Consider the following 25,923-nt stretch of genomic DNA (forward strand, 5'->3'; position numbering starts at 1 on the left):
TGTAAAATATACATAATGTAGTTATTTTTCCTCATTAAGCTACATTATATATTCAAATATACTATTATATTCTTATTAGTTCATGTTTTAGATATATAGGTTTATTTTCAAATCATTACTAGAAATCTTATAGATGATTGATGATTACCCTATTTGTTTGTTAAATGCTTGGTCACTTTAATCACACCATTCTCATCTCAGGCTGTTTATTGACTTTAAATTCAAAAACATCTGGTCTAGCATAGTGTCCTGTTACATCAAAATCTAATTTACTTTTTGCTAGAATGGAAAAATCCAGTTCGGCCACTAATAGCCCCTCCTGATGCCAAAGTGGACCAGCGAGCACCTCTCCCATTGGTGAAATGATTACGCTTCCACCCGCACACATGACTTCGGGTTGGTCATGTAAATCGGCTTGATATTCGGCAGGATAGTCTGATTTTTGGACGTATTGATTGGCTGCTAATACAAAACATCGCCCTTCAAGTGCGATATGTTGCATCGTCGATTGCCACGATTCTCTGGAATCGGCGGTTGGTGCGAGGTATATCTCTACTCCTTTTTGGTACATCGACATTCTCGCCAGTGGCATATAATTTTCCCAGCAAATCAGCCCTCCGATTTTCCCTATGGTAGTTTGAATAGTCGTCAGTGTACTGCCATCGCTTTCTGCCCAAATATACCTTTCTAAACCTGTTGGTTTCAGCTTTCTGTGTTTGCCGACTAGGTTGCCTTTATTGTCAAAATACCACAAGGCACAATGCAAAGAGCCTCCAACATTTTCTCGCTCGGTAACACCCAATCCTACAAAAAGATTAGCCTCCGCGATTGCCTCGCTAATTCTTTGAGTATGTATTGGATTTTCCTCAATACTATTTTCCCAATAATGCAACCATTGTTCACGGCTTTTGTCGGTACGACGACCAATCATAGCATCGTAACTCAAGCCACGAGGATAACAAGGAATAAATGACTCTGGAAAAAGCAACAATTCACAACCTTTTTCCGCGCCTTTTTTTATCCAATCTACGACTAGATTTACTGATTTTTCTATGTCAAATAAAGATGGAGTTGCTTGTATTACCCCTACTTTTACTTTTTTGTGAATCGAATTTTTCATCCTAAATTATCATTCAAAAATGGTACACTTTGTTTATACTTTTGATGACGAGTACCTTCAAATAACGATTATACTTTTAACAATTAACCTGCTTACTAATTTCTATTTTTCCTCCAACTCAATGGTATCCAAAAAGTCATAAAACTCTATCTTTGAACTAAATTTCAATTTTTGATTAATGTTCTTTCTGTGGGTTTCCACAGTGTAATAACTCAAACAAAGTTCTTGGGCAACCTGCTCCGAGGTATAGCCTTTTTTCAAGGCTTTTAGAATTTCTACTTCTCGTTTGGTTAATAGCTTTTTTAATGAAAAAAAATCTCTTTCAACGCTTGTCTTAGGTTCTTGCTTGACCTGAAAAACACTTTCGCCCGTCATGATTTTGTCTAAAGACATCAGGATTTCAGCAGATGGACTTGTTTTTGACAAATAACCTTCAATTTCGAATGCTTTAAATGCCTCTATTTCACGTCGATCGGCGTACATGCTTATCACAACTATCTTAGAACGATGAACTAGGGTTCGAAGCTGCTTTACTAAGGACAAGCCATCCAAAAAAGGCATATTATAATCCACCAAAATAAGTTCAGGCAATAGCGTATTACACAGATTATAGGCTTTCCGACTATCATAAATTTGAGCTAGTATTTCATACTTACCAGATTCCTTTAATATTAAACTTAATCCATCGTTAAACAATGAATGGTCATCTACAATTACAACTTTTGTTTTCATAATTTACATCGTCTCAATAATAGTGGTTGTCCCATTCGAATTGGATTCGATATTGAATTTGAGCTGAGAAATTGTAGCTCGTTTTTTCATATTCAACAAACCAATCCCTTTCCCTTCCAAGCTGGTATCAAAGCCTACACCATCGTCTTCCACCACAAATCGAAATCCTTTTTCTTGTTCAAATATTTGTAAGAATGCTTCTTGTGCCTTCGAATGCCTAATGACATTCAATAAACATTCTTTCAAAATCATATATATATTTTGTTGTGTTAAAGACTCCAGTTGATTGATTTTCCCCTCCGAAAAATCATGGTAGTGCACCTTCACATGAGAAAACTCATTGTATTGATCCACTGTTCTTTCAATTTTTGTGGTTAAAGACAAATTATCATCTTTTACCAGCGTATGGCTCATAAGCCTAATCTCGTTGATGGCTTCCTCCAAAATTTTCCTACTCGTTGAGACATCTATTTTTTCCTTATTCAAATAACCCAACGCAGCGGCAAGGGTATTCCCTACTTGGTCGTGGAGCTGGCGACCAATATTTTCAACTTCGTTTTTACGAATGGTTTCTAAATCATCTTTTAGTATAACCATTTGTGATTCATGAATCTTGCGAAAAATCAAACTTTTTCTTAGTTGTTCAAAAGAAATATAGGAAATCAAAATTATTACGACAAAAGGGGTAAAATAATCGCTATTCAAACTGAGGCTTTCTTGGTTGATTAGAAAATAACTCGCGACACTTTTTATCATCGTTGGTAAAATACCTAATAAACAGGCAATCAAATAATCAATCCTTTTTCCTCTAATAAATAAAAGGGTTGCATGGTAAATTGCCCAAAGTGTATTTAGGAGGGTAAGAGGAAAAAGACTGTTGGTAATGATAAACAAAACTAGATAATAAGGGGGCAGAAAGTGTAAAAGCATTACTGACACATTGAGTACGACCAAAATCTTCGCTCCTAAGGTATATCTTTTTAGATTTATAGGTATTGACTGTACTACTTCGTAGGCAAATGGATGGAAAAATACATTGAGTCCCAACATCCAAAATGAGCCAATGTTCGAGGCATTCAAATTCAAAAAAGTAGGAAAGGGAAAAAGATCGTATAGATACCCAACGGTAAACATATTAGCGTTTGCCACTCCAATCATAACACCTGCATAAATCATCAACTTTTCCGAATAGAAAAAACCTAACAATAGCAGTACAGCACTAAAAATAAAGCAATAAATAACCTGAAATATTGATTTGAGATTCTGACTTATGGCATGTTCAAAAAAGCGTGGTTTTCGATACAAATCTAGGCTAGTGATATGTAATCCATAATTTCGAGTGGAATGTAAAACCACCCTTGCAGTATCATGTGCGGCTATCTCGATAGGAAATGAAAAAAAACGTATGGATTTTTTCTCAGGTATAAGGGTTTATTTCGCTGAAGTTTTTCTGATAAAACAAGCTTATTGTTTTTGAGCAAATAGCATTCTAGTTCGTCTACACGTGTATGCGAGGCCTCCAATACAAGCTCTATTTTTTGAGAAGATCGATTGACTAACTCCAGATACATTAGCGCTTTTTTTTGATCATAGGCCTTTCCTAATTCAATCAATTCGTACTTGTTATTTTTAACAAAATGATAGGCATTCAAATCAAAGTATCGGCTAGTATCCACAGGAAGATACTTTTGAGCAACGTAGATTTGTTGATTAATCATTTGGTGATTAAACTTATCATCTATCGGGATAGGCAACGATGAATCATGTCTAGTTCCCAATGCAACATAAAAGGATACCAGCCATAAAATGCAGATTTGAAATAGAATCAATAACAGTTGGTTTTGTTTCATACTATAAAACTATAGAATCCAGCATCAAAGAACCTGAAAAATACCTGCATTCAGGTATTTTAATGTATTCATTGATATACGAGATTTGCATCACCTAAAAATGAGTGTTTCAAGAGATTTTAGTATCTCAGCTTTTGTAAATACTCATACCCTTTTTCGTTATCTAACACAACATTCATTAACACACCCCTCAATAACACCTGTGCTAAGCATTGTTTTCTCAGGATTCTTAAAACGCAAATTGGATTTACCTCAACTATTTGAATTATCGAATAGTTGTAGGTAGCCTTTTGCCTTACTTTTGCTTAAACTACTTAGTCAATTTATTACTACAAAAATTATTCCGTTAGCTACTTTCGCTACAATTATTAGCTTTTTTTCTTCCCATATGACCGTTTAGTAAGTAACGTAAATTTGCATTTGGGTTCTCAACTTATTTTCTTAATATACCGAAAAGCATTTATGTAGCAAATACTGATTGATAAGTAATATTTTACGCAAATTGATAGAACATGCCTGCCCAACCTACCCATTTTGAACTATTTAAACAGCTTTGGCACTCAGGAAATCTTGAAGAAAAACCTGAAAAAGTCCAGCATTTTATGACCTTTCATCCTCTGTTTCATGAAACACTTCGCATGCAAGGAACCGCCCTCGCCGTACTAGACATCAATACGATGAAATATCCGCTCATCTTGGGGGATGTACAGAAAGTTTGCGGTTGGTCTACCGAATACTTTTACGACGTAGGCGTTCAAGGTTATGTGGAACAGTATCCTGAAGAAGACCAAGCTGGCTTAATCCATATTTCCAGAGAAATTAGCAACTATTCCTCCCAGATTCCAGCCGAAAACATGAATCAGCTACGGGTAATTTATGATTACAGAATGAAAGGAAATGATGGAAAAATCAGGAGAATTTGCCAAGAAAGTATGGCCTTGAGTGTTGATGAGACTGGAAAGATTACCTATTTTGTGGCTTTTGTCTCTGAAATTACCAATGTCAAGAGAGACGGAAAACAACATTTATATCTTTCTGGCGGGAAACAGTCCAAACTTTTTGAAATAGATAGCAAAACCAACGAATGTATCCAATTGGAGTCGCTCAGCCAACGAGAATTAGAAATAGCGCAATTGATGGGACAAGGGTATCTAAGCAAGGAAATCAGTGATAAGCTATTTATCGCCAATAATACAGTCAATACCCACCGACAAAATATGCTTCGTAAAACCAATTTTTATGATGCCAATGAGCTAATCAATTTTCTGAGAGTGTATAGAATTATTTAAGGTATTCTGATAATTGAGTGAATGTGTGATTATTATCAAATATCGAGATCCTATGTCTTCATGCAATAATCACTAAATCTCACAATCACTAATTCACTCAATTAGACATAAGTCATTCTCCGTAAATCAATTTTGCTTTTAGGACAAATTTCTTATTTTGAACTTTTGCCATTTTTTCAGATAGAATGCCACAGTCTAACAAATTGTCGGGGTTTGTTCTACGACCTGTATAAACATTGATGAGCAGTTCTAAGTCTTTACCCGTGACAGAATCTAGGGTACTTTTTTTGACCTTGATATTTTCAAATCTTGCCACTCGCTGTCCCATCAATTCAATTTCTTTTCCAGCAATTCCTCCCTCTGCCCACTCTTGCATGTTGGGCGAATTTGGGTCAATAGGAATACCAGAAAAAGAAGCAGAAACTATTATACTTTCCTTATCCTTTTCGATTTTAGCCTCAGCCTTCGGACTCAACTCAACTTCAATTTCAAAACTAGGTATAACTACTGAGTCGCCTTCTACCCGATAAATACCATCATACACAGGCTTTGGGGCTAGTTTTGCTGCTTTCAAAGAGTCATCTTTACTAACTTCAGTTTTATCCTTGAAATTTGAGCAACTTACAAAGAGAGAGATTAAAGCAAGGCAATAGATTATCGTCGATTTTTTCATAGTATGTGAAGCTTGATTTTTAGCAAAATACTTAAATTCCAAATTCAATGCATCGTCCCCGTTATTTTATTTCGAGACAAATGAGTAAATGACATAAAAACGCCTTTCGCCTTGATAAAGTATCTCAGACAAAAGGCGTATTATATTGTAGTGTTTCGTATAACCTTAAACACTTATTTTAAAACCATTACTTTTTTCTCTTTAAACGAATTATCGTCAACGAATGAGCAGGAAGATTGGTTGAAAAACTTGGAGCAACCGATTGTTTACCTTCCACAGGCAATACTTTGGTATCTTTTAAATTTCCTGCAAGGGTAATTTTAAGTGCTTCTGGGAGATAATCGAATTCCTTCAAATTCAATTTAGTATCAACCGAAGTTGGCAATACATTGACTAATTTAATAATCAAATCTTTGGTTTTGCTATCTTCCACCACAGAGACAGAAACTCGCTTTTGGAGATACGAATCCTTGTCTGACAGTTCGACCTGACTAGCTATATAGCTTTCCCCAGCGTGAACTCCATACAGTTTTTGTACTTCATAATCCACCGTTGTCTTTACCTCGGTATTGTTAAAAAATATCAAATCTGGCTTCCATTGCGTGTGACCTTCTTTTGCCAATAGCGGTGCATACGAAGACATACTTACCACATCGCCATTGCGCTCAAGACTATTTAAATGTAATGCTTCTACCAAGGAAGTATGCAAGTTATTAGCTCTTCCACCGATATGTGCTGCGTATTCGCCCAAATACACTTTAGATTTACTACGGTCATAGTTATCGTAATAATCTTGGTTATTGATAAACCAGCCTGGCGATTGATAATAATGCTCATCTACCATCGGAATATTGATTTCATTCGCTAATTTCCAGCCTTCTACATAATCAGTTCCCTCCGACCACGGTCCAACAGTTCCGATTACTACGATTTCTGGATATTTTGCTTTGATAGCTTTAAAAATCATTCTGAAGCGTTCTTCAAACAAATCCGTAATCAAATCTTCGTTTCCAATGCCAATGTATTTCAAGTTATATGGCTTGATATGACCATTCATGGCACGTACTTTTCCCCATTTGGTAGTCAAATCGCCATTAGCCCATTCTATCAAATCCAAAATATCTTGGATGTAGCTATCCATTTGCTCCATCGGAATACCACCTTGTTGTCCAGCGCCACCCACACTTGAGTTTTGGCAACAAACACCCGCCGCAATCACAGGTAGAGGTTGTGCTCCTATATCCTCACAAAATTGAAAATACTCCCCATAGCCAATCCCCATACTTTGGTGATAGCCCCAAAGATTAAACATCGGTTTGCGCTCCTCTAACTTACCAATCGTATTTTTCCATTTGTAAATATTATCCAAACCATTCCCATGCGCCACACAGCCCCCTGGGAATCTCACAAAACGTGGATGCAAATCAGCAAGCGCTTGTGCAATATCCGCTCTAAGTCCATTACGACGACCTTTGAAGGTATTTTTTGGAAAAAGTGAAATCATATCCAAAGCATATTGTCCAGCGGTTTCTGGAACAATCGACAATTCGGCATTAGCTGTTGACTCCTTGACCAATAAACTAATCTCATATTTTTGCCAAACGTTTCCCTTCACATTTACAGCACCTTCAGCGAAAACTTTGCCCGAGGCATCTTTCAACTGAATCGACAGTTTACTGTTTTTCCCAGTCATATTTTTCGCAAATAAAGAGAGATAATACGTTTCACCAGCCTTCAAGGCAATACCTTCGTAACCTTCGGCCACCAAGGCATCACCTTTTTGTGTGGTAGTCAAAACAGCAAAATGCGAATTGTTATAATGAATTGAACGTATAGAGTCTATAGTAAGCTTAGCTTGACCAGTGGTATGCCAAGCTTTTGTAGCAGTCCACGATTTATCATTTCCTCCTTTTTCTGAAAGTTTATATTCAAAATCTCTATTCTGAATCAATTCGGCATATAAACCGCCATCAGCGGCATAGTTCAAATCCTCAAAAAAGATACCCATCAAAGTTGAACTAATTGATTTTCTTTTCTGAAAATCTACAGTTACCTGTGCAGATAATGGTTTTAAGTTGGCTAGTTTTAGAGTATCCTCATACAAATTCTCACGATACAACTTTTGTCTTTCCTTTTCTGATTCCAAATACTTCAAAAGCTTATTGACAACTGCCGAAGACACTTTATATACCAAACCAGTTTCTGTTTTATCTCCTAGTTTCACCTCCGTTCTAAGATTTAAGCGTGTCGATGTCAACGCTTTTTGTTCTTTTCCATAGCTTCTGAAATCTTTGGTAGAAGTGGTAAAAATTTCCGTTTTATCTCCAACTTTACTCAACCAAGAAATAAGATATTGCTTTGTTTTAGCATCATATTTAAACTCTGGCAGTAAGCAATTTTGACTGCCCGAAAACACAGGATAACTCTGACGTCCCCAAGCGATCAGGTCGACCGAACTTGCATGCGCCAAAGCATTATCCTTTTCATTTACCGAAAAAACACAATGCCAAAGTCCATCTGCACCGAGCCATAAAAATGGACTTAGCATTCTCTTTTGAGCGCCCCAAGTTCCATAATCAGAACCTAATACACCAAAATCATTGCCGATAGTATTCCAAGTGTTTTTGTCGCTACTCCATGCTAATTGCAAGCCTATTTTTCCATCATTTTTTAAAGAACAATAGGAAAAAAGGTAGACAGAATCTTGAGTAATAGTTTGTGCTGAGAGTTGTATTGACAAAAAACAAAACAGCAAAAGTAGTTTTTTCATAAAATTGGTATTCAGTTTAAGGTTAAAACAAGACTATTTGATTGGACTAATTTTATACATCCTAGCGCCATGACGGTTGATTTCAGGAGCAAAAGTACCAGTAAACACACCCACTTTTTTTCCAGACCATAAATCAACGATTTGGCATTTTCCAGTAAACCCAAGCGCTTTCAAATCAATCGAAATCGCTGATTTTTCAGGAACAACAGGCCCCGCAGGATCTTCTGTGAAAACCATGAACTGCATGGTTGCTCCTACATTTTGCATCGAAGCGGCGTTATCAACACCTACCAATTTATGTTGCGCAAAGGTTACGGTCGCCAGTAAAGTCAGCGCAGTGATGAGAGTTTTTTTCATAAGTTTTTTAATACTTTGGGACAAATGTGTCAATCTGACACAAACAAAGACAAAAAAAATGACAGAACTGTTGGGTTCTGTGGGATAGTCGTGCAAATTTAGAAGGAAATATTAAATAATTTAGAGGGAAAAGACAATTTTGTGGTTCAATTATTTCATATTTGGAAATTGAAAAATCAAAAGCATTACCCTCTATGGAGACTTAATGTCGAAATAGTAATATCATTTATTTATTCAACTAAAAAATATCAAATCCTTCGCTAGTGCTGGCTTCCTAGCCAGTACTCACTATTTCAAAGGATTCCAATCCTTTGCTAGTGCTAGCTTCCTAGCCATTGCTTCTGATTTATATGTATTATACGATAAGCAAACCGATACTGTATTGCTAAATGATTTACCCATCAATAACAAGAAAGTTTATGCAAAATAATTTTAGAATTGATTCTATATTTCACCAAGTAGGTTATTCGTTTGATATTCCCTTAGAAATTCATCAAGAGCTCATACGAGAAATAGACTTGAAATTAAAGTCTGGGGAGATTTCTTTGTTTGGGAAAGAGGAGTATTCTCTTTTTGTAATTGTTAATACGGGTAAAGAAGTAAAAGATTTAGCTATCAAGAAATCCTACCAGAGTCAAAAAGAGCGATATTTAGAATATGTAATTTACATTCCTTTTGATGCAGTTACTAAAAATGAAAGTCAAACAATTATGACATTGACATACTTGGAGTATTTAAGCTTAGGTTTAGAAAAAATATTAGCAATTTACAAAGCTGACACAAAGGTAATTGAGGATATTTTTCGAAATACTAAATCTAAAGTTTTGCATTCAGATTCGTTGTATCATTAACCTACTAGAGAAATGGAATAATCGTATGAAAAGCACTAAAAAATCAGAAAGAAAGAATTAGGACTATACCAATTATTGAGGTGAAACGCTCTACCAAGAGTGGTAATAAATGCCATAATTTATCTGCTAACTCTGAAAAAGAATTTATTTTCAGCTCCAATTTTGAGATTGTTTTTAATTATATACGGACTAATATTACTTCGCACATAATTTATGGAGTCGATGCTAATCTCTAGTACTGATCCGGGTATGTATAATGAATCGCCAATAATTTGAAGACTTATATCTTCTGTTTCTTGAGGTAAATATGATGAGTATGCACATGTACCATCTTTATCAGTTCGTAAGAAACTTTCGAAAACTAGTACTCTACTGAGAAAATTTTTACTCTTATCCCCAGCAAAATAAAAACTAAAGTTATTTATTGGTTTTCCTGAAGAATCAACTACTCTAATTTTTAAACTTGTTGAAATTTGGATTTTCTCTTCACAGGATACGATTCCTAGAATAAAGATGGTAAGTAGAATAATTTTAGTAGTTTTCATCATTGAAGGATTAGATGCACAAAGGTGTTAAGCTAATATAAATAAAATTTTCAGGTATTTTTAATTAAACAAATATTTTAATCAATAGAATTTATCTCTCATAAGTACTAGCTTCCTAGTCAGTACTAACCAATTCAAAGGATTACAATGCTTAAACCTAATGCAACATCACTTTTAAAATACGGAACTGATACTTGAAGATTACTATATCGATTAAAACAGTTTCAAAAAAGAGAAAGAACTATCAAAATATATGACAAAGAAAGATTTTTTAAAGGAAATGGATAAGCATTTGGGTGTTTATTTATCAGGTTTTGGCTTCAAAATAAAGCAAGATGGAACTATACAGAAAACTAGTAAAGATATGATTTGGTTGATCCAACTAACGTTTGAGAATTGGGGTACGGTTCACGTCGACAACATATTTACTTCTGTTAAAGTTAAAAGCTTGGAAAAAGCATGTGTAGAAATATATTATCCTTTTTTGAGTGAATCGTTACAAAAAAGTCGATATCAAGGACAAAAGACGTTAGTTGGTCCAATTAAAAAGGTCAATAAAGATATCTTCCAAATTATTCAGGTTAACTCCTTTGCAGTTACATTTAAGGAGTATTTTGAAAATGAATTTCTTCCTTTTTTTCACTCCTACTCTGATGTTCAATCAATAAATCGAAAATACGATGAGATGGACGTCCCATATCAAGATGGTATTGGATATGTTGGGGATTATGATCAAATAGAAATTTACAATGGTTTTAGTACTATTTTCAGCCTAGAAACTCTGGGACGAAGAATATTATTGATGAAGTATAGTAAGGATTCCAGATACGAGGACTACATAAAATGGCTAAAAAATTGTATAGAAGCAGGGCAATTGGATTCAGTGTCCGTGAAAATATATGATAGAGTACTTCCTGAACTAATGAGTTTTCAATGTCCTGAAATTTATAAATAACTAGACTGCCTCTGCTAGTGCTAGCTTCCTAGTCAGCACTTACCAATTCAAGGGATTAGGCATTGATGACAATCATTTCACTGAAGTAAAGTAGACAAACTAAATCAATTAGAGATTTTCAACGCCACCCTAATGACAGCTTGTGCCGCCAAACCTATGGGCGTATATCAGAGAGAGTTTGATTCCTAAGCCTTAGGATTGAGTATAGGTTCAAAGCTATTTTTCTACCCTGAACAGAGATAGCAGGAAGATTATTGAATTTTGGGATTAAATGCGTAATATAACAAGAAAATTCTGAGGGATAACCGTTTTACTTCCACTTTAACGACACCTAGACTGGCACTGGCGACCTAGCCGAGTTTTGCAATATGCAAATCCTAGCGGCTGCTTCCACACTACTTTTTGCTAGAGATGTAGTCAAGGTCAGAAAACAGATGTACAACAATCATCCTTATCAGATGGATTTTAGTTTACTGTATTAAATATTTATCAAAATATGGATTTGGAGAACATTGATGAAGACTTAAATACACAATTACAATTTTGAAAAATGAAAAAACAACAAAAATATTCTATTCTCATTTGGATGTTTGCTCCAGTACTAAGCTGGTACCTTTTTGAAAAGATAATCTACTATGTTTTTTATGGATACCCAAATTTCATAGTCGAGCGATTTCAAAATTTTTCAGATGCAAAAACCAAGCAAGATGTTAGTTTGAATGTTGGAACATTTGGTGATATGTATGGTGCGTTAAACTCGTTTCTCTCTGCTATTGCATCTATCGGAGCTGTTGTTGCAATATTTGTGCAAATTTGGTTATTCTATAAAGACAAAAGAGAGAAGGTAAACGATGAGCATCGAAAATTGATTTATTTGAGGCATAATTTAATTAACCTAGAATTTGAACTCTTAAATATCTGTAAGGACTTTCAAGAAGCTATCTTTGAAGAGTATATCGAGAAAGGGATAGATACAAAATATACATCTATTAACAACTTTGAACCTAATTTACAATCAATTAGGCTCCTTAAACGGATGGATGTAGAAATATACTTTATATTACTTAGATCTATAGATGTTACCGCCTCTGCTAATTATTTGGAGTTATCTGATAACTTGGAAAAACTTGAAAACTATGTAATAAATTTGTCTTCAAATTATGAGGAATATAGAAATAAAATGAGGGAGCTTCGCTTCGAATTCAAATCAGAATTTATCAACTTCTCTTTAAAAGCAAATCTTTCTAGTCAACTCGAAAAGTCTATAATTAATGAAATTAGTGCAAATGAGCTAGAGTTAAAATTAGGCAAATTACAAGAAGATAATAGTTTTAATACGGATGATGAAAATCTGAATGTTATGTTTGATGGCCTATGGCAGAAAGTTTTAAAAATCGAAAGACATTACAATGGTTTCCCTAAAAGATTGTCTTTAAAATTATTAAATGATAGCCTGTTATGTACCCAAAGTATCACTGATAAAATTGTTATATAACCTGCCAACAACGCAGGTTTTTTTATGCCCTCTAGACTGCCAAAATAACCAAGAAAAAAAGTTTCGCTGCTTTCTATTTCAATCCGAGTGAAAAGAAAAAACTAAAATAACACCAGAATAATTTGCATTATTCATAGTCCACCATATACCTTTATATTCAACTAAGTTGAATGTAAATAAACAATATAAACCATTTAGTAAACAAAGTTGAAATTTATGGCATCGGAGGAATCAAATACAATGAATATAGGTGACCGCATTCGGATATTAAGGACAAATCAAAAAAGGACTTTACAAGAAGTAGCGGATGGCAGTGAATTATCGAAAAGTATGATTTCGAAAATTGAGAATAATAAAACGGTTCCTTCGGTGGCGGCGCTGATTAAAATTGCTCATACTTTGGGTACTACTATTTCCAGTTTATTGGAAACAGAAGCCTTTTTAAATGCCATTCTGACGACCAAACAAAAAGCGGAAGATAACCTCAGACAGACCGAAAAGGGATATTTCTTTTATCCTTTCGGACAAGAATATCATCAGAAAAAAATGCAACCGATGTTGTTTGTCGCTCGAAAAGGAGAAGTAAAACCACACCTTTTGCAACATGAAGGTGAGGAATTCATTTATATCATTAGTGGAGAAATGAAGATGACTGTCGGCGAAATAGACTATCACTTAAAAACGGGTGACAGCCTGTATTTCAACTGCTTACAAAAGCATGGCATTATGCCTATATCTGATGAAGTACACTATTTAGATATTTTTGTATAGACTAAGTTCTACTATTTTAAAGCCTTCTATAAATCTCAAAAGCCATATTTTCCAAAATTCTGCACAACCCTATCCTTAAAATACTCACATTTCTAAATCAATAAAATGCACTTGAAAAAACATCTCTATTACTGTCGTTAGCCGTCCAATTGATGGCGATGGCTGCGCCATTATTTGCTCAGGAACAGAATCCTGTCACTATTCAGGTTGATTTGTCCAAGACAAAAGCTCCTATGAAGCCAATATGGGCTTGGTTTGGTTACGACGAACCTAATTATACTTATATGAAAGACGGCAAGAAATTGCTGTCGGAAATCTCACAATTGAGTAAAGTTCCCGTTTATGTAAGAGTACACAGCTTATTGGTAACTGGTGACGGGACGGCTGCTTTGAAGTGGGGTTCAACCAACGCTTATACGGAAGATGCCAATGGAAACCCTATTTACGACTGGACTATCGTTGATAAAATTTTTGATACTTTCATCGAACGTGGGATGAAACCTATCGCTCAAATTGGTTTTATGCCAGAAGCACTCTCGAGCCACCCTACGCCCTATCGTCATTATTGGAAACCAGGAGATAATTACAACGATATTTATACGGGATGGGCGTATCCACCCAAAGATTATAACAAATGGGCTGAATTGGTTTATCAATGGGTAAAACACTCGGTGGCGAAATATGGTCAAAAAGAGGTAGAGAGCTGGTATTGGGAGCTTTGGAACGAACCGAACATTGGTTACTGGAAAGGTACAACCGAAGAGTATATCAAATTGTATGATTACTCGGCAGATGCTGTAAAGCGTGCATTACCGACAGCCAAAATCGGTGGACCAGAAGTAACTGGACCAGATTGGGATAAGTCAGCTACTTTTTTGAGGACTTTTTTGGATCATGTTACTAAAGGCAAAAACTATGTTACAGGCAAAACAGGTTCACCGATTGATTTTATTACCTATCATGCTAAAGGTGCGCCAAAGCTTGTGAACGGACATGTCCAAATGAACATGGGAACACAACTCCGTGATATTGACAAAGGTTTTGAGATTGTGGCCTCCTATCCAACGCTAAAGAAATTACCCATTATCATAGGAGAATCTGACCCCGAAGGCTGTGCAGCTTGTTCAGAAGATTTACATCCACAAAATGCCTATCGTAACGGAACCATGTACTCAAGTTATACGGCGGCATCTTTCGCTAGAAAATACGAATTGGCAGAGGCTAGAGGTGTGAATTTGTTAGGAGCTGTTTCATGGTCATTCGAATTTGAAGACCAAGCATGGTTTCGAGGTTTCAGAGATTTGGCTACCAATGGCGTCGATAAACCTGTGCTAAATGTATTCCGTATGTTTGGCATGATGGAAGGAAATCGTGTGGAAGTAACCCAGAATTTGGCTTATGATTTCAAAAAAGTTAGAGCTCAAAGTGTAAGAGAGGCTGCTGATATTAATGCTTTAGCTTCAAAAGGCACAAACTCTGCGGGAGTAATGGTCTGGAATTATCATGACGATAATATTCCCGCTCCAGATGCAGCAGTGGAGATTTCAGTAAAAGGCTTGCCTGCTGGAAAAGTAGCATTATTACATTATCGTATTGACAAAGAAAATAGCAACGCTTACGAAGTTTGGAAAACGATGGGTTCGCCTAAACAACCCACCGCAGAACAAATTGCGAAACTCGAAAAAGCTGGACAATTGCAATTACTTACTTCTCCAGAATGGATAACACCTAAAAATGGAGAGGCTCAAATCAAAATGAAACTACCGAGACAAGGAGTATCGTTTTTACATTTTAAATGGTAAACATAGCTAGTGCTGGATTGGAAACCAGCACTAGCTATTTCTAAGGATTCCAAGCCTTAAATCTGTATCCTTTTACAAACTACATGGGTAAACTCAGTCCAATAACTCATAGATTTTTATATCATCTATCCATTGGCGGGATTTGGTCGAGCGAATCGCAAAATAGCCTCCTCCGAGCGGATTTGGGTCTTTTTGGGTAAAATACAGTTCTCCATTTACCCAAACCGATACCTGTCCTTTCCTTACCTCCAAGACAATTTTATAAACGGTGTTTTCCGTCAACAAATGTGCTTTATCATTTTTTTCCTGCCACAAAACTCGCTCGCCTCTCCCATCGTATTTTCGTAGTCTAGTAGTGGAATTATAATTTCCACCTATGCCGACATAATACAAAGCCAATGAATCATAAGCGGCAAAATTACCATCAGATTTACGCTCGAACTTCGGGTCTTGGCAGCTCCAGAAGAAATTCAAATCTGAAAGTCTGTCGTTGGGTTTGCCTTCTACAACTATACCTCTCGTACATTCTATACGCACATTTTGTGGGAGTTTCTGATTCAGCCAAACCGATATACCGCCTTGGGTATCTACCCATAACTTTTCGTCTTTTATACCGTACGAAGAACCTTTGGCTTTCTCCCATTCGGTAATCCAATTTTCGCCTAATTCTTTTCTGGAAAAATCATCTTGAAAAACTAGTTTTTGCTTTAAACTTGGTTGTTGTTTCTTATATTTTTTTCCAGTTTGAAGCTTTGGAGGCTTGGGTTCGAATTTAGATTTTTGATAGTAATTCGTTAAAACGCTATTAGCTCGAACAACGTAACTATCCTTCAGATTGTGAGGGTTGGTAGATGTAAAATTCCATTTTGTATGAGCTATTGAACAAAATGATAAGCCAAGAAATATGAATGTTCCGATAAAGGTATTCATGATAGAGATGGTTATGATCAAACAAATGTAGGATACTTTTGTGAAGATTCCGTCCTGTGATAGAAAGCACTTTGTTAAATTGATTATCTCTAAAAGTAAAAAATCTAGATTTGCCTTTGAAAAGGATAATCTTTAAAAACGCTGTCAATGTCCTACTCTTTTAAACTTTTCTTCATACTAATTCTGCCTTCATTTTGGGGATGTGCTCAAGGTTCGACTGCTCAAACTTCCTTAGAAAAATGGCATCAAAAAGCACAATTAGCCTATCCTGATTCGGAGAAAGGTCAGTTCGTATTTCAATTACATGCTGTGATGGAAAACTTTGAGTCGTCGGAGCAATGGGTTGGAAGAACCTTATATGATTTGATGAACAAAAACAATTATCGTAGTCTCGAGACCTCTTGGGTGACCGTAGTCAGGTTAGATTCTACTGCTAATATCGAACAAATCATTTATAGCGAAAACTGCCCCGAAGAATACAAAAAATCATTTGAAACACTGCTAAATCAAAGCTTTGAGTATTTGCAATTCAACAAAAATCTAAACTGGCAAAAACTATTTGGTCGGAAACAATTACTTTTTGAAACCACCATCAAATGGTATTACGCTGGCGGAGCAGTCATTGAGCATGCTTCTAGTGATGCTATAGCGTCTTTCAAAACATCTTTCCTTTCATCAAAAGAGACCATTGTTATGCCTTTATTTTCGAAAGAAATGTGAAACTTTCTTTATTCATCAAAAAAGCGCACGAAAACAATTTTCGAACGCTTTCTTAATTCTCCTATGCTATGTTTTACTCCGCGCTAGACGCAATCATTGCGTCTCTACTGCTAGAATACAAATTTGAACAAAATCACTCATTCACGCAATCACTCAATATAGGACACCCCATGTTTGATAACTAGTTTATCGCAAATTTACCAATCACTACTTTCGATCTCTTTGGAGGTATTTCCTTCCTTCACAGCTATCTCAAAATTATCAACTAGGCTAGTGGCCTTTGTGAAGAAACTGTAAAATGCATTACCCCAATAGACGTATTTGCCGCCCTTTGGATTGATAGGAACTTCTTCACTTACTCTGGAATGAGCCCAAGTATTAAAGACACCATCTGTTGAGATATTTTTGGGATATTGATATTCGGTCAGGGTCACTAAAATCTTCGCTTTCCCATCTTTTACCTCAATTTTGATAACATGCCAACCTCTACAACTATTATTTAGATTATCAAATACTCCTCTAGCAACGACCAGTCCTTGCGATTTGTCATTGTTGACTATTTTGATATTTCCGTCGATATAATGGTAGGCAAAGAAATTGAGTGCACGATTATAGATTTCTTCCTTGCTAAGAGACTGAGCTTCTATTATTCGTTGAATAGTGACATTTTTTCTATCGTCGAGCACCCATTTTCCTTGAATACTGACGAGCTTCTCATCGACATTTTGACTCAATACTGCAAATTTGGAGCAGATAAGAAGTGCGGAAACCAGAATTACGTTTTTCATAGGTTTGGGGATATAATTAAAGGATAGAATATCGATAAACTTTTACCAAGCCTTACTCTTTTCGTTCACGACTCTTGTAAGTGTTCGTTCAAAATTTCCTAACAAATCCAACGATTTCAGAACTGCGGCAAGAAAAGCCTGTTCTTGCGACCTCTTTTTAAATTTATCTTGATTGATTGGGTACTCCGTTGCTATTGGAAGAAACTCTGTTTTTGAAAAGTAGTCAGGTCTAAAATAGTAGGGTTTCTCAAATGAAGTCAAGGTAAAAGACACCTTCACCTTATCACTTCTGGATTCAACGGCGATGGTGTGCCAAACGCTCATCGTTGAGAAAATTAATTGATAGTTTGCATTAACAATAAATTTTCCTTTGGTACTATCAGCATACAAGATTTTAAAGTTTGAAGCAGCATAATTTTTGGATACCAAATCCATAACGACTTCGTAAACATCTGATTTGGTTGCATTGGGTGGTAAATTAAACACTTTTGAAATTACAGGATTCTGATTTTCATCAACCATCCAATAATCACGAGACTTAGCATAATCAAGTTCTTGACTTTGTGCTTTGAATGCAATGAAAGAAGTCAAAATGAAGAGGATTTGTAGAAAATAGGTACGTTTCATAGGTATGTATTTAGGTTTGTGTAAATATTAAATATAGAACGTTTAATACAAGTTTTATTTTAGCCTTTAACAAATTTTTAACAAAAACATGAATCATCCTGAATTTTAGAATAGGTAATAGCCTTCAAGTTTTCATCAAAAAAGCGGTCAGAAAATATTGTCCGACCGCTTTTTGATTCTATGATACTAGATTTTCTTTAAGACGCAATCATTGAGTCTCTACCGTAAGAATACAAATTTTAATCTGATCACTCAAGCTAAAATTAATTATGATTAACCTATCCCCAATTTATAAATTATAGGTTACAGTCATCAAAAAGTTTCTTGGTGCGCCCGGAAACGCCCTTAAATAATCATACCCTCCTACCCAGTGGGTCTTGTTTGTGAGGTTGTTCAAATTCAACTGAAGTCTCACTTTTTTTAGATTATAATAAATTCCAGCATTCCATAATTGATAGGCTGGAAAAACCTGTGGTTGAGATCCAGCGTCAAAAATAGACCCATAGCGGTCTGCCACATAATTAGTCCCCAGACCCAAGCCCAAGCCAGATAAACTTCCTTTATGAATGGTATATTTTGTCCACAAGTTTCCTTGATGTCGTGGTGCATTTGGCTTTTGTCGACCAATATCTGATTCAGTTGTACTGCTTGTAATTTTCGCATCATTAAAGGCATAATTTGCCGTAATTGTCCAATAAGGAGCAATGTATCCTACCACATCGAGTTCGACACCCTTCGAAATTTCCTCCCCCATTTGAATCATTTTATCTGGATTACCTGCCTCTCCAGCGTTATATAATTGCCCTTTAACCAATAGATGATAAATAGCCGTTGAAACAACTAATCGCTTATCAAGCCACTCGGATTTTGCCCCAACTTCATAAAGACGGCTAATCAATGGATCAAACGGACCACCAGCCAGCGGATTACTAATTACCGAAGCAGTTTGTGGCTGATAACCATTCACATAAGTCCCGTACAAATTAATATGTTGATTGGCGCTATATACTAATCCTAATCTTGGTAAAAATGCTTGCTGAGTTACTTCTTTGGCACTAGTGGTATTATAACCAACCACATCAGTAAAATAATCCTGACGTAGCCCTAGTAATGCTTGAAACTTTCCCAATTGAATTTGATCTTGTAAATAAACGCCTTGTGTTCTTAAAAACTCAGGATCGTAGTTTACAACCGTATAGAAATACTTTGACATATCTCTGAAAACATAAGGATTACTCGCAGTCAAGTCAAAATGAGGGACATTCGGTACAGGATTACCACTAGCATCCAATAAATACCTAGTAGATTGAGCAGGGTTATAGGTATTAATGGCAGCAGTATTGGCAGCATTTCTGTAGCCCCTAGCTTGTAGTTGTGAACCACCTGGCATTAGTTCTTGTTGGGCATAATCGTATCCCAGTAAAAGTTTATGTTTTAATCGTCCTGTTTCTAGGTCATAATTAAAGTATCCAGTAAAGTTATCAGCGTTATACGTTCTTTTACGAATAAATACCTGCATTTCAACTTGAGAGGGAATAACAGTACCCTTACCGTCTTTTGCATAGGTATTGGCAGAACGGTGTTCAAGCAAATCTTCATTGTAATTGCTATGCATATATGAAGCATTGAACACTAATTTATGGGTAATCTTTTGAGAAAAACCAAGGGTAAAATTGTAAGTTTCTTCTTTCAGATAATCATTTACACTATTCAATGAAGTCTTAATCGAAGTTGAATATAAATCGCCGTTGCCTAAGGCTGATTGTCCTCTGTCAAGTCTTCCCTCAGAGGTTTGAATGACTAAATCAGCATTGATTCGGGTATTTTTACTTGGCAAAAAAGATAAACTTGGCGCAATAATCAGGTTTTTGTCATACTGCATATTCCTAAAAGAACCTGAATTTTCATAGCCTAAATTAATTCGATATAGCACCGTTTTATCTTGTGTCAAGGGCCCTGTAAAATCTGCTAGGGCTCTTAAGGTATTAAAACTCCCAAAGGTCGTAGAGATAGATTGAGCTTTTTCATCCAATGGCTTTTTGGTAACTCTATTAATCGTTCCGCCAGCAGAGGCGTTTCCAAACAAGGCCGAGGCAGGCCCTTTGATTACCTCTACCCTTTCTATATGAGGTATTAGTTGTTGTTTCCAAAAACTCGTAAAGGCTCTTTGACCATTGACCAAAATCGAAGAGTTTTGACCGCCTTGAATTCTATGTCCGCGTACTGTTAGGTCATTGTAGAATGAAAATTGGGTGACTCCACTCATGTTTTTTACAACATCATTTAAACGAAAAGCCGCCTGATCTAGAATCAGTTCCTTCGTGACATAGCTGATACTTTGCGGAACATCCTTCAAGGCCGTTGCAGTTTTGGTACCGACAAAGGAAACCGAGTTTTTATATTCTGTTTCCTTGCGACCTACCACTTCTATCGTTTGTAATTGTGCCGAAGTTTCTGTGAGTTCAATATCTAAGTTGGGATTTTGATTTTCTATAGCAACATCCTTAAACAGTGGTTCAAAACCCACGAAAGTGAATTTGAGGGTATAACGTCCCGTTGAGACTCCCTCTATTTGAAACCTTCCTTCTGGGTCAGTTGATACCCCTTTAGTGGTTTTGAGAATAGAAACAGACGCTCCCGCAATAGGTTCGTTTTGTGAGTTATGAACAAATCCCGCTATTTTTTGAGAGAATGCATGCTGTGAAAGCAATAGAAAAATGAGTAGTAAAGAGTAGTGATTTTTCATTTTTATTAAGTCTAATTATAAATAACAGCTCAAATTTGACCAAAATAAAAACGAATAGCAATATTATTTAGAATTATTCTAAATAATATTGCTATGATTCAATTAAATCTAAGATGTAGACAAAAAAACCTCAAATGACGATAGAAAACGCCATCTGAGGTTTTAAATGGAAATTAAAATATAGTTGAAAGAGATTTATTTTAAGTTTTCAATGGCTTTATTGAGAAATCACATTCCTAATTAGTTAGATGAACCAGCCTTTTTTTGTTTTACCCAATAAAACAACGGAGGAATTAAAATTGGGGTAAAAATAAGCGTACTGATGAGTCCACCAATAATTACTGTTGCCAATGGTCGTTGTACATCTGAGCCAATTCCCGTGGATACTGCCGCAGGAATTAGACCCAAGATGGCTAAAACAAGGATGGAAAGTATGGCTCTCAATTGCTCTTTAGCAACGTTATTAATCGTGTCTTGACTTACCTCTAGGGCGTGTATGGCTCGGTTGAGCGCAGAGACTAATATGACTCCTGCCATTACTGAGATACCAAAAATTGATACAAAACCCACACCACCCGATACATTAAAGTAATAACCACGCAATAACAAAGCTGAAATCCCTCCTGCTAAAGCAAACAAAATACATGACATGGTCAATAAAGTATCCTGTAAATTGTGATACAACATAAACAACAATCCAAATACCAACACAATCGTCAATGGAATCGTAAAGGCTAATTGTTTACCTGCACGCTCAAGGTTTTCGTACTGACCACCATATATCACCTCATATCCTTTTGGTACGTTTACTCCTTTTTCAATTTTATCTTTTAATTCTTTTACAAAACCACCTTGGTCACGTCCACGAATGTTGGTTCTAACAGTAATCATTCGTTTGTTGTTATATCGGTAAATATTGGTCTGACCTGCTACAAAACGAATATCGGCCAACTCACTCATAGGAATCAAAGCCCCCGACGATGAACTCACCAACAACTTCTTGATTTCGTCGATATTGTTGCGGTATTGAGGAAGGTAACGTACCAAAATATCGTAGCGCTTGGTTCCATCATAAAGTACAGAAACGTATTTTCCACCAATTGCTGCCTCTATCATATTTTGGACATCAGATACATTGATGCCATATCGGGCTGTTTGTTCTCGATTGATATTGATGGCGAGTTGCTCTTGTGAGCCTTCTTGCTCAATATTCACCCCTTTGCTACCTTTCATGTTTTTGACAATTTCAGCAATTTGCTCTGACTTTCCTCGCATCAACGATAAATCATCACCAACAACAGATACTGCTAAATCGGCTGCAGAACCTGTCACGATTTCCATTACTTGGTCAATGATTGGCTGACCAGAAGTGAATTTTACACTTGGCAAAGCTCTTTCCAAATCGGCTGTCACCAACTGAACCAATTCTTTTTTAGAAACCATATCCGTCCAAAGTTTGTAATCTTTTAAACCTACTAAAATCTCGTTACGGTTGGCAGGGAATGGATCCGTACCATCGTCATTGCGCCCCGTTTGTGTAATCACAAAGGAGATTTGTGGATATTTAGCAATAATCGAACGAATCGTTGGCGCATATTTAGCATTCTCTTGAATGGTAATTCCAGCAGGGAAATTGCCTCTTAGGAAAATCGAACCCTCATCCAATTCTGGCAAAAACTCAGAGCCTAGAAAACCACCCAAACCAATCAAGGCAATAACAACTATAAAGCCAGCAATCACAGTTTGCTTATAAAAACGTCCAATACCATGAAGGAGTTTTGCATATACTTTATCAAAAAAGGCCAATACAAAATTGTGATGTTCTTTGATTTCATGATTTTCATTAATGACTTTCTGGAAAATAAAGGAAGTCAACACAGGAATCACTGTCAAAGCAAACACCATTGAACCAATTACGGCAAACGACAGCGTCAACGCCATTGGGCTAAACAGTTTCCCTTCCACACGGGTCATCATCAAAATCGGCATATAGGCAAAAATGATGATACTTACCGAGAAAAATATCTCCTTTGAAACCTCATTCGCCGACTGGATAGTCAAAGCGACAATACCTTTTTTCTTCTCTTCGTGTGTCGCCTTTTGGTAGTTCCTAATCAGGTGCTCGACCATCACTACAGCCCCATCCACAATAATCCCAAAGTCGATTGCTCCTAATGATAATAAATTGGCAGGAATACCAGTCAATCGCATAATTATAAAGGCAAACAGTAAAGAAAATGGAATTGTAACGGCTACCACTAAGGCACTTCTAAAATTGCCAAGGAAGAAAATCAAAATAACAATTACAATACTGATTCCTTCAAAGAGTGTTTTACCTACTGTATGCAATGAGCTATCAATCAAGAAACTACGGTCATACAAAGGACGAATTTTGACACCTGCGGGTAATTCTTTTTCTTGTAATTCTGTCAATTTTTCTCGTAAATCCTTCAAAGACTCACTAGGGTTTTCGTAGCGACGCAACAAAATAATACCTTCTACCCCACTATTAACAGCTACTTTTTCAGCAGGAATATTGTAACCCAAAATACCACTTGGCGGTGGCGGCGCTATCTCTACCGAAGCCACATCTCTGATATAAATAGGCACCCCATTTTCAGACTTCAAAACAATATTTTCAATGTCCTTTTCGGTCTTGATAGTACCAAGTCCACGTACAGCAAAACCTTGCCCCCCACGCTCGAGGATATTACCTCCTGAGTTTTGATTATTTTTTGAAACCGCCTCCTCAATATCAGAAATACAGAGTTTGTACTTACGAAGGTTATCAGGGTTGGTCAAAATATGAAACTGCTTGAGAGGTCCACCAAACGTTACTACGTCAGCAACACCTTTAGTTTGTAACAAATAAGGCTTAATGACCCAATCTTGTAAATCTCTCAATTGTGTGGGCGAATAGGTGGCAGGCGCTTCAACCACATATCTAAAAATTTCTCCTACTGCCGTTGAAAGTGGTGCTAGTTCTGGTTGAACACCATCAGGTAATCCAACTGTAGCTAAACGCTCCATTACCTGTTGACGAGCAAAGTAATCATCCGTTCCATCTTGGAAGGTCAATTGTACTACCGACAAACCAAAAATCGTACGACTACGACGATCCAATACATTGGGCGTGTTTTGTAAAGCACGCTCTATTGGTACGGTTACTTGTTGCTCAACTTCTTCGGTTGCTCGTCCTTCGTATTTTGCGACAATAATTACGTTGGTATCAGCAATATCTGGATATGCTTCGATTTTGAGTTGAGTAAAACACCAATAGCCGACAAGCATCACCAAAATACCAATGCCCGTTACCACCCAGCGGTTATTTAATGAAAATATGATTAACTTTTTTACCATCTTGGAATATAGAATTTCGGAAGTTTATTCAATTGAATTCAATAACTAATAATTAGGGCTGTAGGCTTCAAGCACTAGGCAAAATGTTTATGGCATCTCATTTGCTTATTGCTTAAAGCTTATCCCCTAACGCAAACATCATAGTATTGCACCTTTTAGAATGATGGAAGCGATTGAGAAATATATGACTAAACCTGTGACATCAACCAGTGTTGCGACAAATGGTGCCGATGAAGTGGCTGGGTCAAGTTTAAGTTTTTTCAAGAACATAGGAATCAATGAGCCTGTCAATGTTCCCCAAAGCACAATACCAATCAGAGAGAGAAAGATAGTCCATCCTACCAAAATCCAATGCTGACCGTAATCAAAAATGCCCATATTTTGCCACAATACGATTCGAATAAAACCGATAGCGCCAAGCACTAAGCCAAGGGTCAAACCAGAAAGTAGTTCGCGGCGAGCCACGTACCACCAATCTTTCAAGCTGATTTCTTTTAAGGCCATCGCTCTAATAATCAAAGTGGCTGCTTGAGAGCCACTATTGCCTCCACTCGAAATAATGAGCGGAACAAAAAGCGCTAAAACCACAGCTTTGGCAATCTCTGCTTCGAAATGCCCCATTGCAGAAGCGGTAAGCATTTCGCCCAAAAACAACACAATTAACCAGCCAGCTCTTTTTTAATCAAATCCCAAAAAGGTGTGCGCACATAAGGATAATCCAACTCTTCCAAACCACCTATTTTCTGAATATCCTTGGTATTTTCGCGTTCGGCTACGTCCAAAATATCATCAATCGTAACCACTCCCATCAGTACATTTTGTTCGTTTACGACTGGCAATGTTACTCTGTCGTACTCCTTAAACATACTTACTGCACTTTCTTGGTTTTCATGAATAGTCAAACTTGGACAAAAATGGTCTAAAAGTTCACCTATCCGTTGGTCTGGCTCATTGAATACCAACCGACGGATTGGTACGTCATCTATCAGTTTATTCTTTTCATCTACCACAAAAATCACATCGGCTGTTTCATTATCCGTATAATTCTGGCGGATATAATCGATGGCTTCTGATACACTTTTATTTTGCTGAATAGTTACCGCGTTGGTATTCATAATACGCGCAACGCTGTCTTTGGGATAGCCTAACAAATTATGCGTTAGTTCCTTTTGACTTTGATTGAGCAAATTGATATAGCGAGTTTGTTCCCAATCTTTCAACGATGACAAAAACATCATTCTATCATCCGAGTTGAGTTTGCTAAGAAGATGACTTGCTTTATTGCTCGAAAAGTTTTCTAACAGATCTTGTTGTAAGACAGTATCGAGATACGCAAAAACATTGACTTGACTTTCCTCATCAAATGCTAAATATGCCTTCAGTGCATTTTCAAAAGGTAGAGTTTCAAACAACTGCGCTACTTTTGATGGGTGCACATAATTTTTATGACCTCTCTTAAACAATAAGTCTGAAAAGTCATTTTTCAAGATTTTTTCTCTAAAAGTCATACGTGGTACTGAGGAGAAAAATCAAATTATACCT

Annotated in this window: 21 protein-coding genes; 7 read left to right on the top strand and 14 right to left on the bottom strand. The window is 36.5% G+C overall.

Annotated elements, in window-relative coordinates:
• Positions 1-181: 181 nt before the first annotated feature.
• The 4 genes from BWI92_RS19000 to BWI92_RS19015 form a co-directional block, all read right to left on the bottom strand.
• Positions 182-1,120 (bottom strand): carbon-nitrogen hydrolase family protein, encoded by a 939-nt coding sequence (locus BWI92_RS19000; protein WP_095165678.1) that lies wholly within the window; start codon positions 1,118-1,120, stop codon positions 182-184.
• Between the two features lie 102 nt (positions 1,121-1,222).
• Positions 1,223-1,852, bottom strand: a complete 630-nt coding sequence (locus tag BWI92_RS19005; RefSeq protein WP_095165680.1) for a response regulator transcription factor — start codon at positions 1,850-1,852, stop codon at positions 1,223-1,225.
• Positions 1,853-1,855: 3 nt separating this feature from the next.
• On the bottom strand, positions 1,856-3,208 hold the full coding sequence (locus tag BWI92_RS19010; protein ID WP_141234839.1) for a hypothetical protein: 1,353 nt from the start codon (positions 3,206-3,208) through the stop codon (positions 1,856-1,858).
• Positions 3,209-3,228: 20 nt separating this feature from the next.
• Positions 3,229-3,702, bottom strand: a complete 474-nt coding sequence (locus BWI92_RS19015) for a hypothetical protein (protein WP_141234840.1) — start codon at positions 3,700-3,702, stop codon at positions 3,229-3,231.
• Positions 3,703-4,214: 512 nt separating this feature from the next.
• Here BWI92_RS19015 and BWI92_RS19020 point away from each other — a divergent pair.
• Positions 4,215-4,991 carry a response regulator transcription factor gene (locus tag BWI92_RS19020; RefSeq protein ID WP_095165687.1) on the top strand — a complete coding sequence of 259 codons (777 nt, stop codon included), beginning with the start codon at positions 4,215-4,217 and terminating at the stop codon, positions 4,989-4,991.
• A 112-nt stretch (positions 4,992-5,103) separates the two neighbouring features.
• On the opposite strand, the gene BWI92_RS19025 is transcribed toward BWI92_RS19020, so the two are convergent.
• The 3 genes from BWI92_RS19025 to BWI92_RS19035 all read right to left on the bottom strand — a co-directional run bounded on the left by BWI92_RS19025 (position 5,104) and on the right by BWI92_RS19035 (position 8,791).
• On the bottom strand, positions 5,104-5,664 hold the full coding sequence (locus tag BWI92_RS19025; RefSeq protein WP_141234841.1) for a hypothetical protein: 561 nt from the start codon (positions 5,662-5,664) through the stop codon (positions 5,104-5,106).
• A gap of 187 nt (positions 5,665-5,851) precedes the next feature.
• Positions 5,852-8,434, bottom strand: coding sequence for an alpha-L-arabinofuranosidase C-terminal domain-containing protein (locus BWI92_RS19030; RefSeq protein WP_095165692.1), 2,583 nt, complete (start codon positions 8,432-8,434; stop codon positions 5,852-5,854).
• Between the two features lie 33 nt (positions 8,435-8,467).
• On the bottom strand, positions 8,468-8,791 hold the full coding sequence (locus tag BWI92_RS19035) for a hypothetical protein (RefSeq protein WP_095165694.1): 324 nt from the start codon (positions 8,789-8,791) through the stop codon (positions 8,468-8,470).
• 419 nt (positions 8,792-9,210) lie between these two features.
• On the opposite strand from BWI92_RS19035, the gene BWI92_RS19040 reads away from it, so the two are divergent.
• From BWI92_RS19040 to BWI92_RS19065, 5 genes are all read left to right on the top strand, one after another.
• A complete protein-coding gene (locus tag BWI92_RS19040) occupies positions 9,211-9,642 on the top strand; it encodes a hypothetical protein (RefSeq protein WP_095165696.1) in 432 nt (143 codons plus the stop codon).
• A gap of 798 nt (positions 9,643-10,440) precedes the next feature.
• Positions 10,441-11,142: a hypothetical protein gene (locus BWI92_RS19050; RefSeq protein WP_095165701.1), complete on the top strand. Its 702-nt coding sequence runs from the start codon at positions 10,441-10,443 to the stop codon at positions 11,140-11,142.
• A 550-nt stretch (positions 11,143-11,692) separates the two neighbouring features.
• Positions 11,693-12,637, top strand: a complete 945-nt coding sequence (locus tag BWI92_RS19055) for a hypothetical protein (protein ID WP_095165704.1) — start codon at positions 11,693-11,695, stop codon at positions 12,635-12,637.
• 216 nt (positions 12,638-12,853) lie between these two features.
• Positions 12,854-13,408 (top strand): helix-turn-helix domain-containing protein, encoded by a 555-nt coding sequence (locus tag BWI92_RS19060; protein ID WP_095165706.1) that lies wholly within the window; start codon positions 12,854-12,856, stop codon positions 13,406-13,408.
• Between the two features lie 158 nt (positions 13,409-13,566).
• Positions 13,567-15,210 (top strand): GH39 family glycosyl hydrolase, encoded by a 1,644-nt coding sequence (locus BWI92_RS19065; protein WP_229363331.1) that lies wholly within the window; start codon positions 13,567-13,569, stop codon positions 15,208-15,210.
• A 93-nt stretch (positions 15,211-15,303) separates the two neighbouring features.
• Here BWI92_RS19065 and BWI92_RS19070 read toward each other — a convergent pair whose 3' ends face one another.
• Entirely contained in the window at positions 15,304-16,140 is an 837-nt protein-coding gene (locus tag BWI92_RS19070) for a DUF6250 domain-containing protein (protein ID WP_095165710.1), read from the bottom strand.
• 147 nt (positions 16,141-16,287) lie between these two features.
• On the opposite strand from BWI92_RS19070, the gene BWI92_RS19075 reads away from it, so the two are divergent.
• Positions 16,288-16,860 (top strand): hypothetical protein, encoded by a 573-nt coding sequence (locus BWI92_RS19075; RefSeq protein WP_095165713.1) that lies wholly within the window; start codon positions 16,288-16,290, stop codon positions 16,858-16,860.
• A gap of 197 nt (positions 16,861-17,057) precedes the next feature.
• Here the strand turns inward: BWI92_RS19075 and BWI92_RS19080 are convergent, their stop codons facing one another.
• The 6 genes from BWI92_RS19080 to BWI92_RS19105 form a co-directional block, all read right to left on the bottom strand.
• A complete protein-coding gene (locus tag BWI92_RS19080) occupies positions 17,058-17,648 on the bottom strand; it encodes a DUF4468 domain-containing protein (RefSeq protein WP_095165715.1) in 591 nt (196 codons plus the stop codon).
• Between the two features lie 42 nt (positions 17,649-17,690).
• Positions 17,691-18,275, bottom strand: a complete 585-nt coding sequence (locus tag BWI92_RS19085; RefSeq protein WP_095165717.1) for a DUF4468 domain-containing protein — start codon at positions 18,273-18,275, stop codon at positions 17,691-17,693.
• 289 nt (positions 18,276-18,564) lie between these two features.
• Positions 18,565-21,021 carry a TonB-dependent receptor gene (locus tag BWI92_RS19090; RefSeq protein ID WP_095165719.1) on the bottom strand — a complete coding sequence of 819 codons (2,457 nt, stop codon included), beginning with the start codon at positions 21,019-21,021 and terminating at the stop codon, positions 18,565-18,567.
• Between the two features lie 240 nt (positions 21,022-21,261).
• Positions 21,262-24,381: an efflux RND transporter permease subunit gene (locus BWI92_RS19095; RefSeq protein ID WP_095165721.1), complete on the bottom strand. Its 3,120-nt coding sequence runs from the start codon at positions 24,379-24,381 to the stop codon at positions 21,262-21,264.
• Positions 24,382-24,519: 138 nt separating this feature from the next.
• A complete protein-coding gene (locus tag BWI92_RS19100; RefSeq protein ID WP_095165723.1) occupies positions 24,520-25,038 on the bottom strand; it encodes a magnesium transporter in 519 nt (172 codons plus the stop codon).
• A gap of 2 nt (positions 25,039-25,040) precedes the next feature.
• The gene (locus BWI92_RS19105; protein WP_095165725.1) at positions 25,041-25,889 is read right to left on the bottom strand and encodes a magnesium transporter; all 849 of its coding nucleotides are present in this window, start codon (positions 25,887-25,889) and stop codon (positions 25,041-25,043) included.
• Positions 25,890-25,923 lie beyond the last annotated feature (34 nt).

This window comes from Flectobacillus sp. BAB-3569 (assembly GCF_002270355.1).
GTDB lineage: Bacteria > Bacteroidota > Bacteroidia > Cytophagales > Spirosomataceae > Flectobacillus > Flectobacillus roseus.

Excerpts from the sequence above, each read along its gene's own strand:
- BWI92_RS19060 (WP_095165706.1), top strand. The coding sequence starts at position 12,854 with ATGGCATCGGAGGAATCAAATACAATGAATATAGGTGACCGCATTCGG.
- BWI92_RS19080 (WP_095165715.1), bottom strand. The coding sequence starts at position 17,648 with ATGAAAAACGTAATTCTGGTTTCCGCACTTCTTATCTGCTCCAAATTT.
- BWI92_RS19070 (WP_095165710.1), bottom strand. The coding sequence starts at position 16,140 with ATGAATACCTTTATCGGAACATTCATATTTCTTGGCTTATCATTTTGT.
- BWI92_RS19005 (WP_095165680.1), bottom strand. The coding sequence starts at position 1,852 with ATGAAAACAAAAGTTGTAATTGTAGATGACCATTCATTGTTTAACGAT.
- BWI92_RS19035 (WP_095165694.1), bottom strand. The coding sequence starts at position 8,791 with ATGAAAAAAACTCTCATCACTGCGCTGACTTTACTGGCGACCGTAACC.
- BWI92_RS19015 (WP_141234840.1), bottom strand. The coding sequence starts at position 3,702 with ATGAAACAAAACCAACTGTTATTGATTCTATTTCAAATCTGCATTTTA.
- BWI92_RS19085 (WP_095165717.1), bottom strand. The coding sequence starts at position 18,275 with ATGAAACGTACCTATTTTCTACAAATCCTCTTCATTTTGACTTCTTTC.
- BWI92_RS19030 (WP_095165692.1), bottom strand. The coding sequence starts at position 8,434 with ATGAAAAAACTACTTTTGCTGTTTTGTTTTTTGTCAATACAACTCTCA.
- BWI92_RS19065 (WP_229363331.1), top strand. The coding sequence starts at position 13,567 with ATGGCTGCGCCATTATTTGCTCAGGAACAGAATCCTGTCACTATTCAG.
- BWI92_RS19055 (WP_095165704.1), top strand. The coding sequence starts at position 11,693 with ATGAAAAAACAACAAAAATATTCTATTCTCATTTGGATGTTTGCTCCA.
- BWI92_RS19020 (WP_095165687.1), top strand. The coding sequence starts at position 4,215 with ATGCCTGCCCAACCTACCCATTTTGAACTATTTAAACAGCTTTGGCAC.
- BWI92_RS19000 (WP_095165678.1), bottom strand. The coding sequence starts at position 1,120 with ATGAAAAATTCGATTCACAAAAAAGTAAAAGTAGGGGTAATACAAGCA.
- BWI92_RS19050 (WP_095165701.1), top strand. The coding sequence starts at position 10,441 with ATGACAAAGAAAGATTTTTTAAAGGAAATGGATAAGCATTTGGGTGTT.
- BWI92_RS19105 (WP_095165725.1), bottom strand. The coding sequence starts at position 25,889 with ATGACTTTTAGAGAAAAAATCTTGAAAAATGACTTTTCAGACTTATTG.
- BWI92_RS19025 (WP_141234841.1), bottom strand. The coding sequence starts at position 5,664 with ATGAAAAAATCGACGATAATCTATTGCCTTGCTTTAATCTCTCTCTTT.
- BWI92_RS19095 (WP_095165721.1), bottom strand. The coding sequence starts at position 24,381 with ATGGTAAAAAAGTTAATCATATTTTCATTAAATAACCGCTGGGTGGTA.
- BWI92_RS19090 (WP_095165719.1), bottom strand. The coding sequence starts at position 21,021 with ATGAAAAATCACTACTCTTTACTACTCATTTTTCTATTGCTTTCACAG.
- BWI92_RS19040 (WP_095165696.1), top strand. The coding sequence starts at position 9,211 with ATGCAAAATAATTTTAGAATTGATTCTATATTTCACCAAGTAGGTTAT.
- BWI92_RS19075 (WP_095165713.1), top strand. The coding sequence starts at position 16,288 with ATGTCCTACTCTTTTAAACTTTTCTTCATACTAATTCTGCCTTCATTT.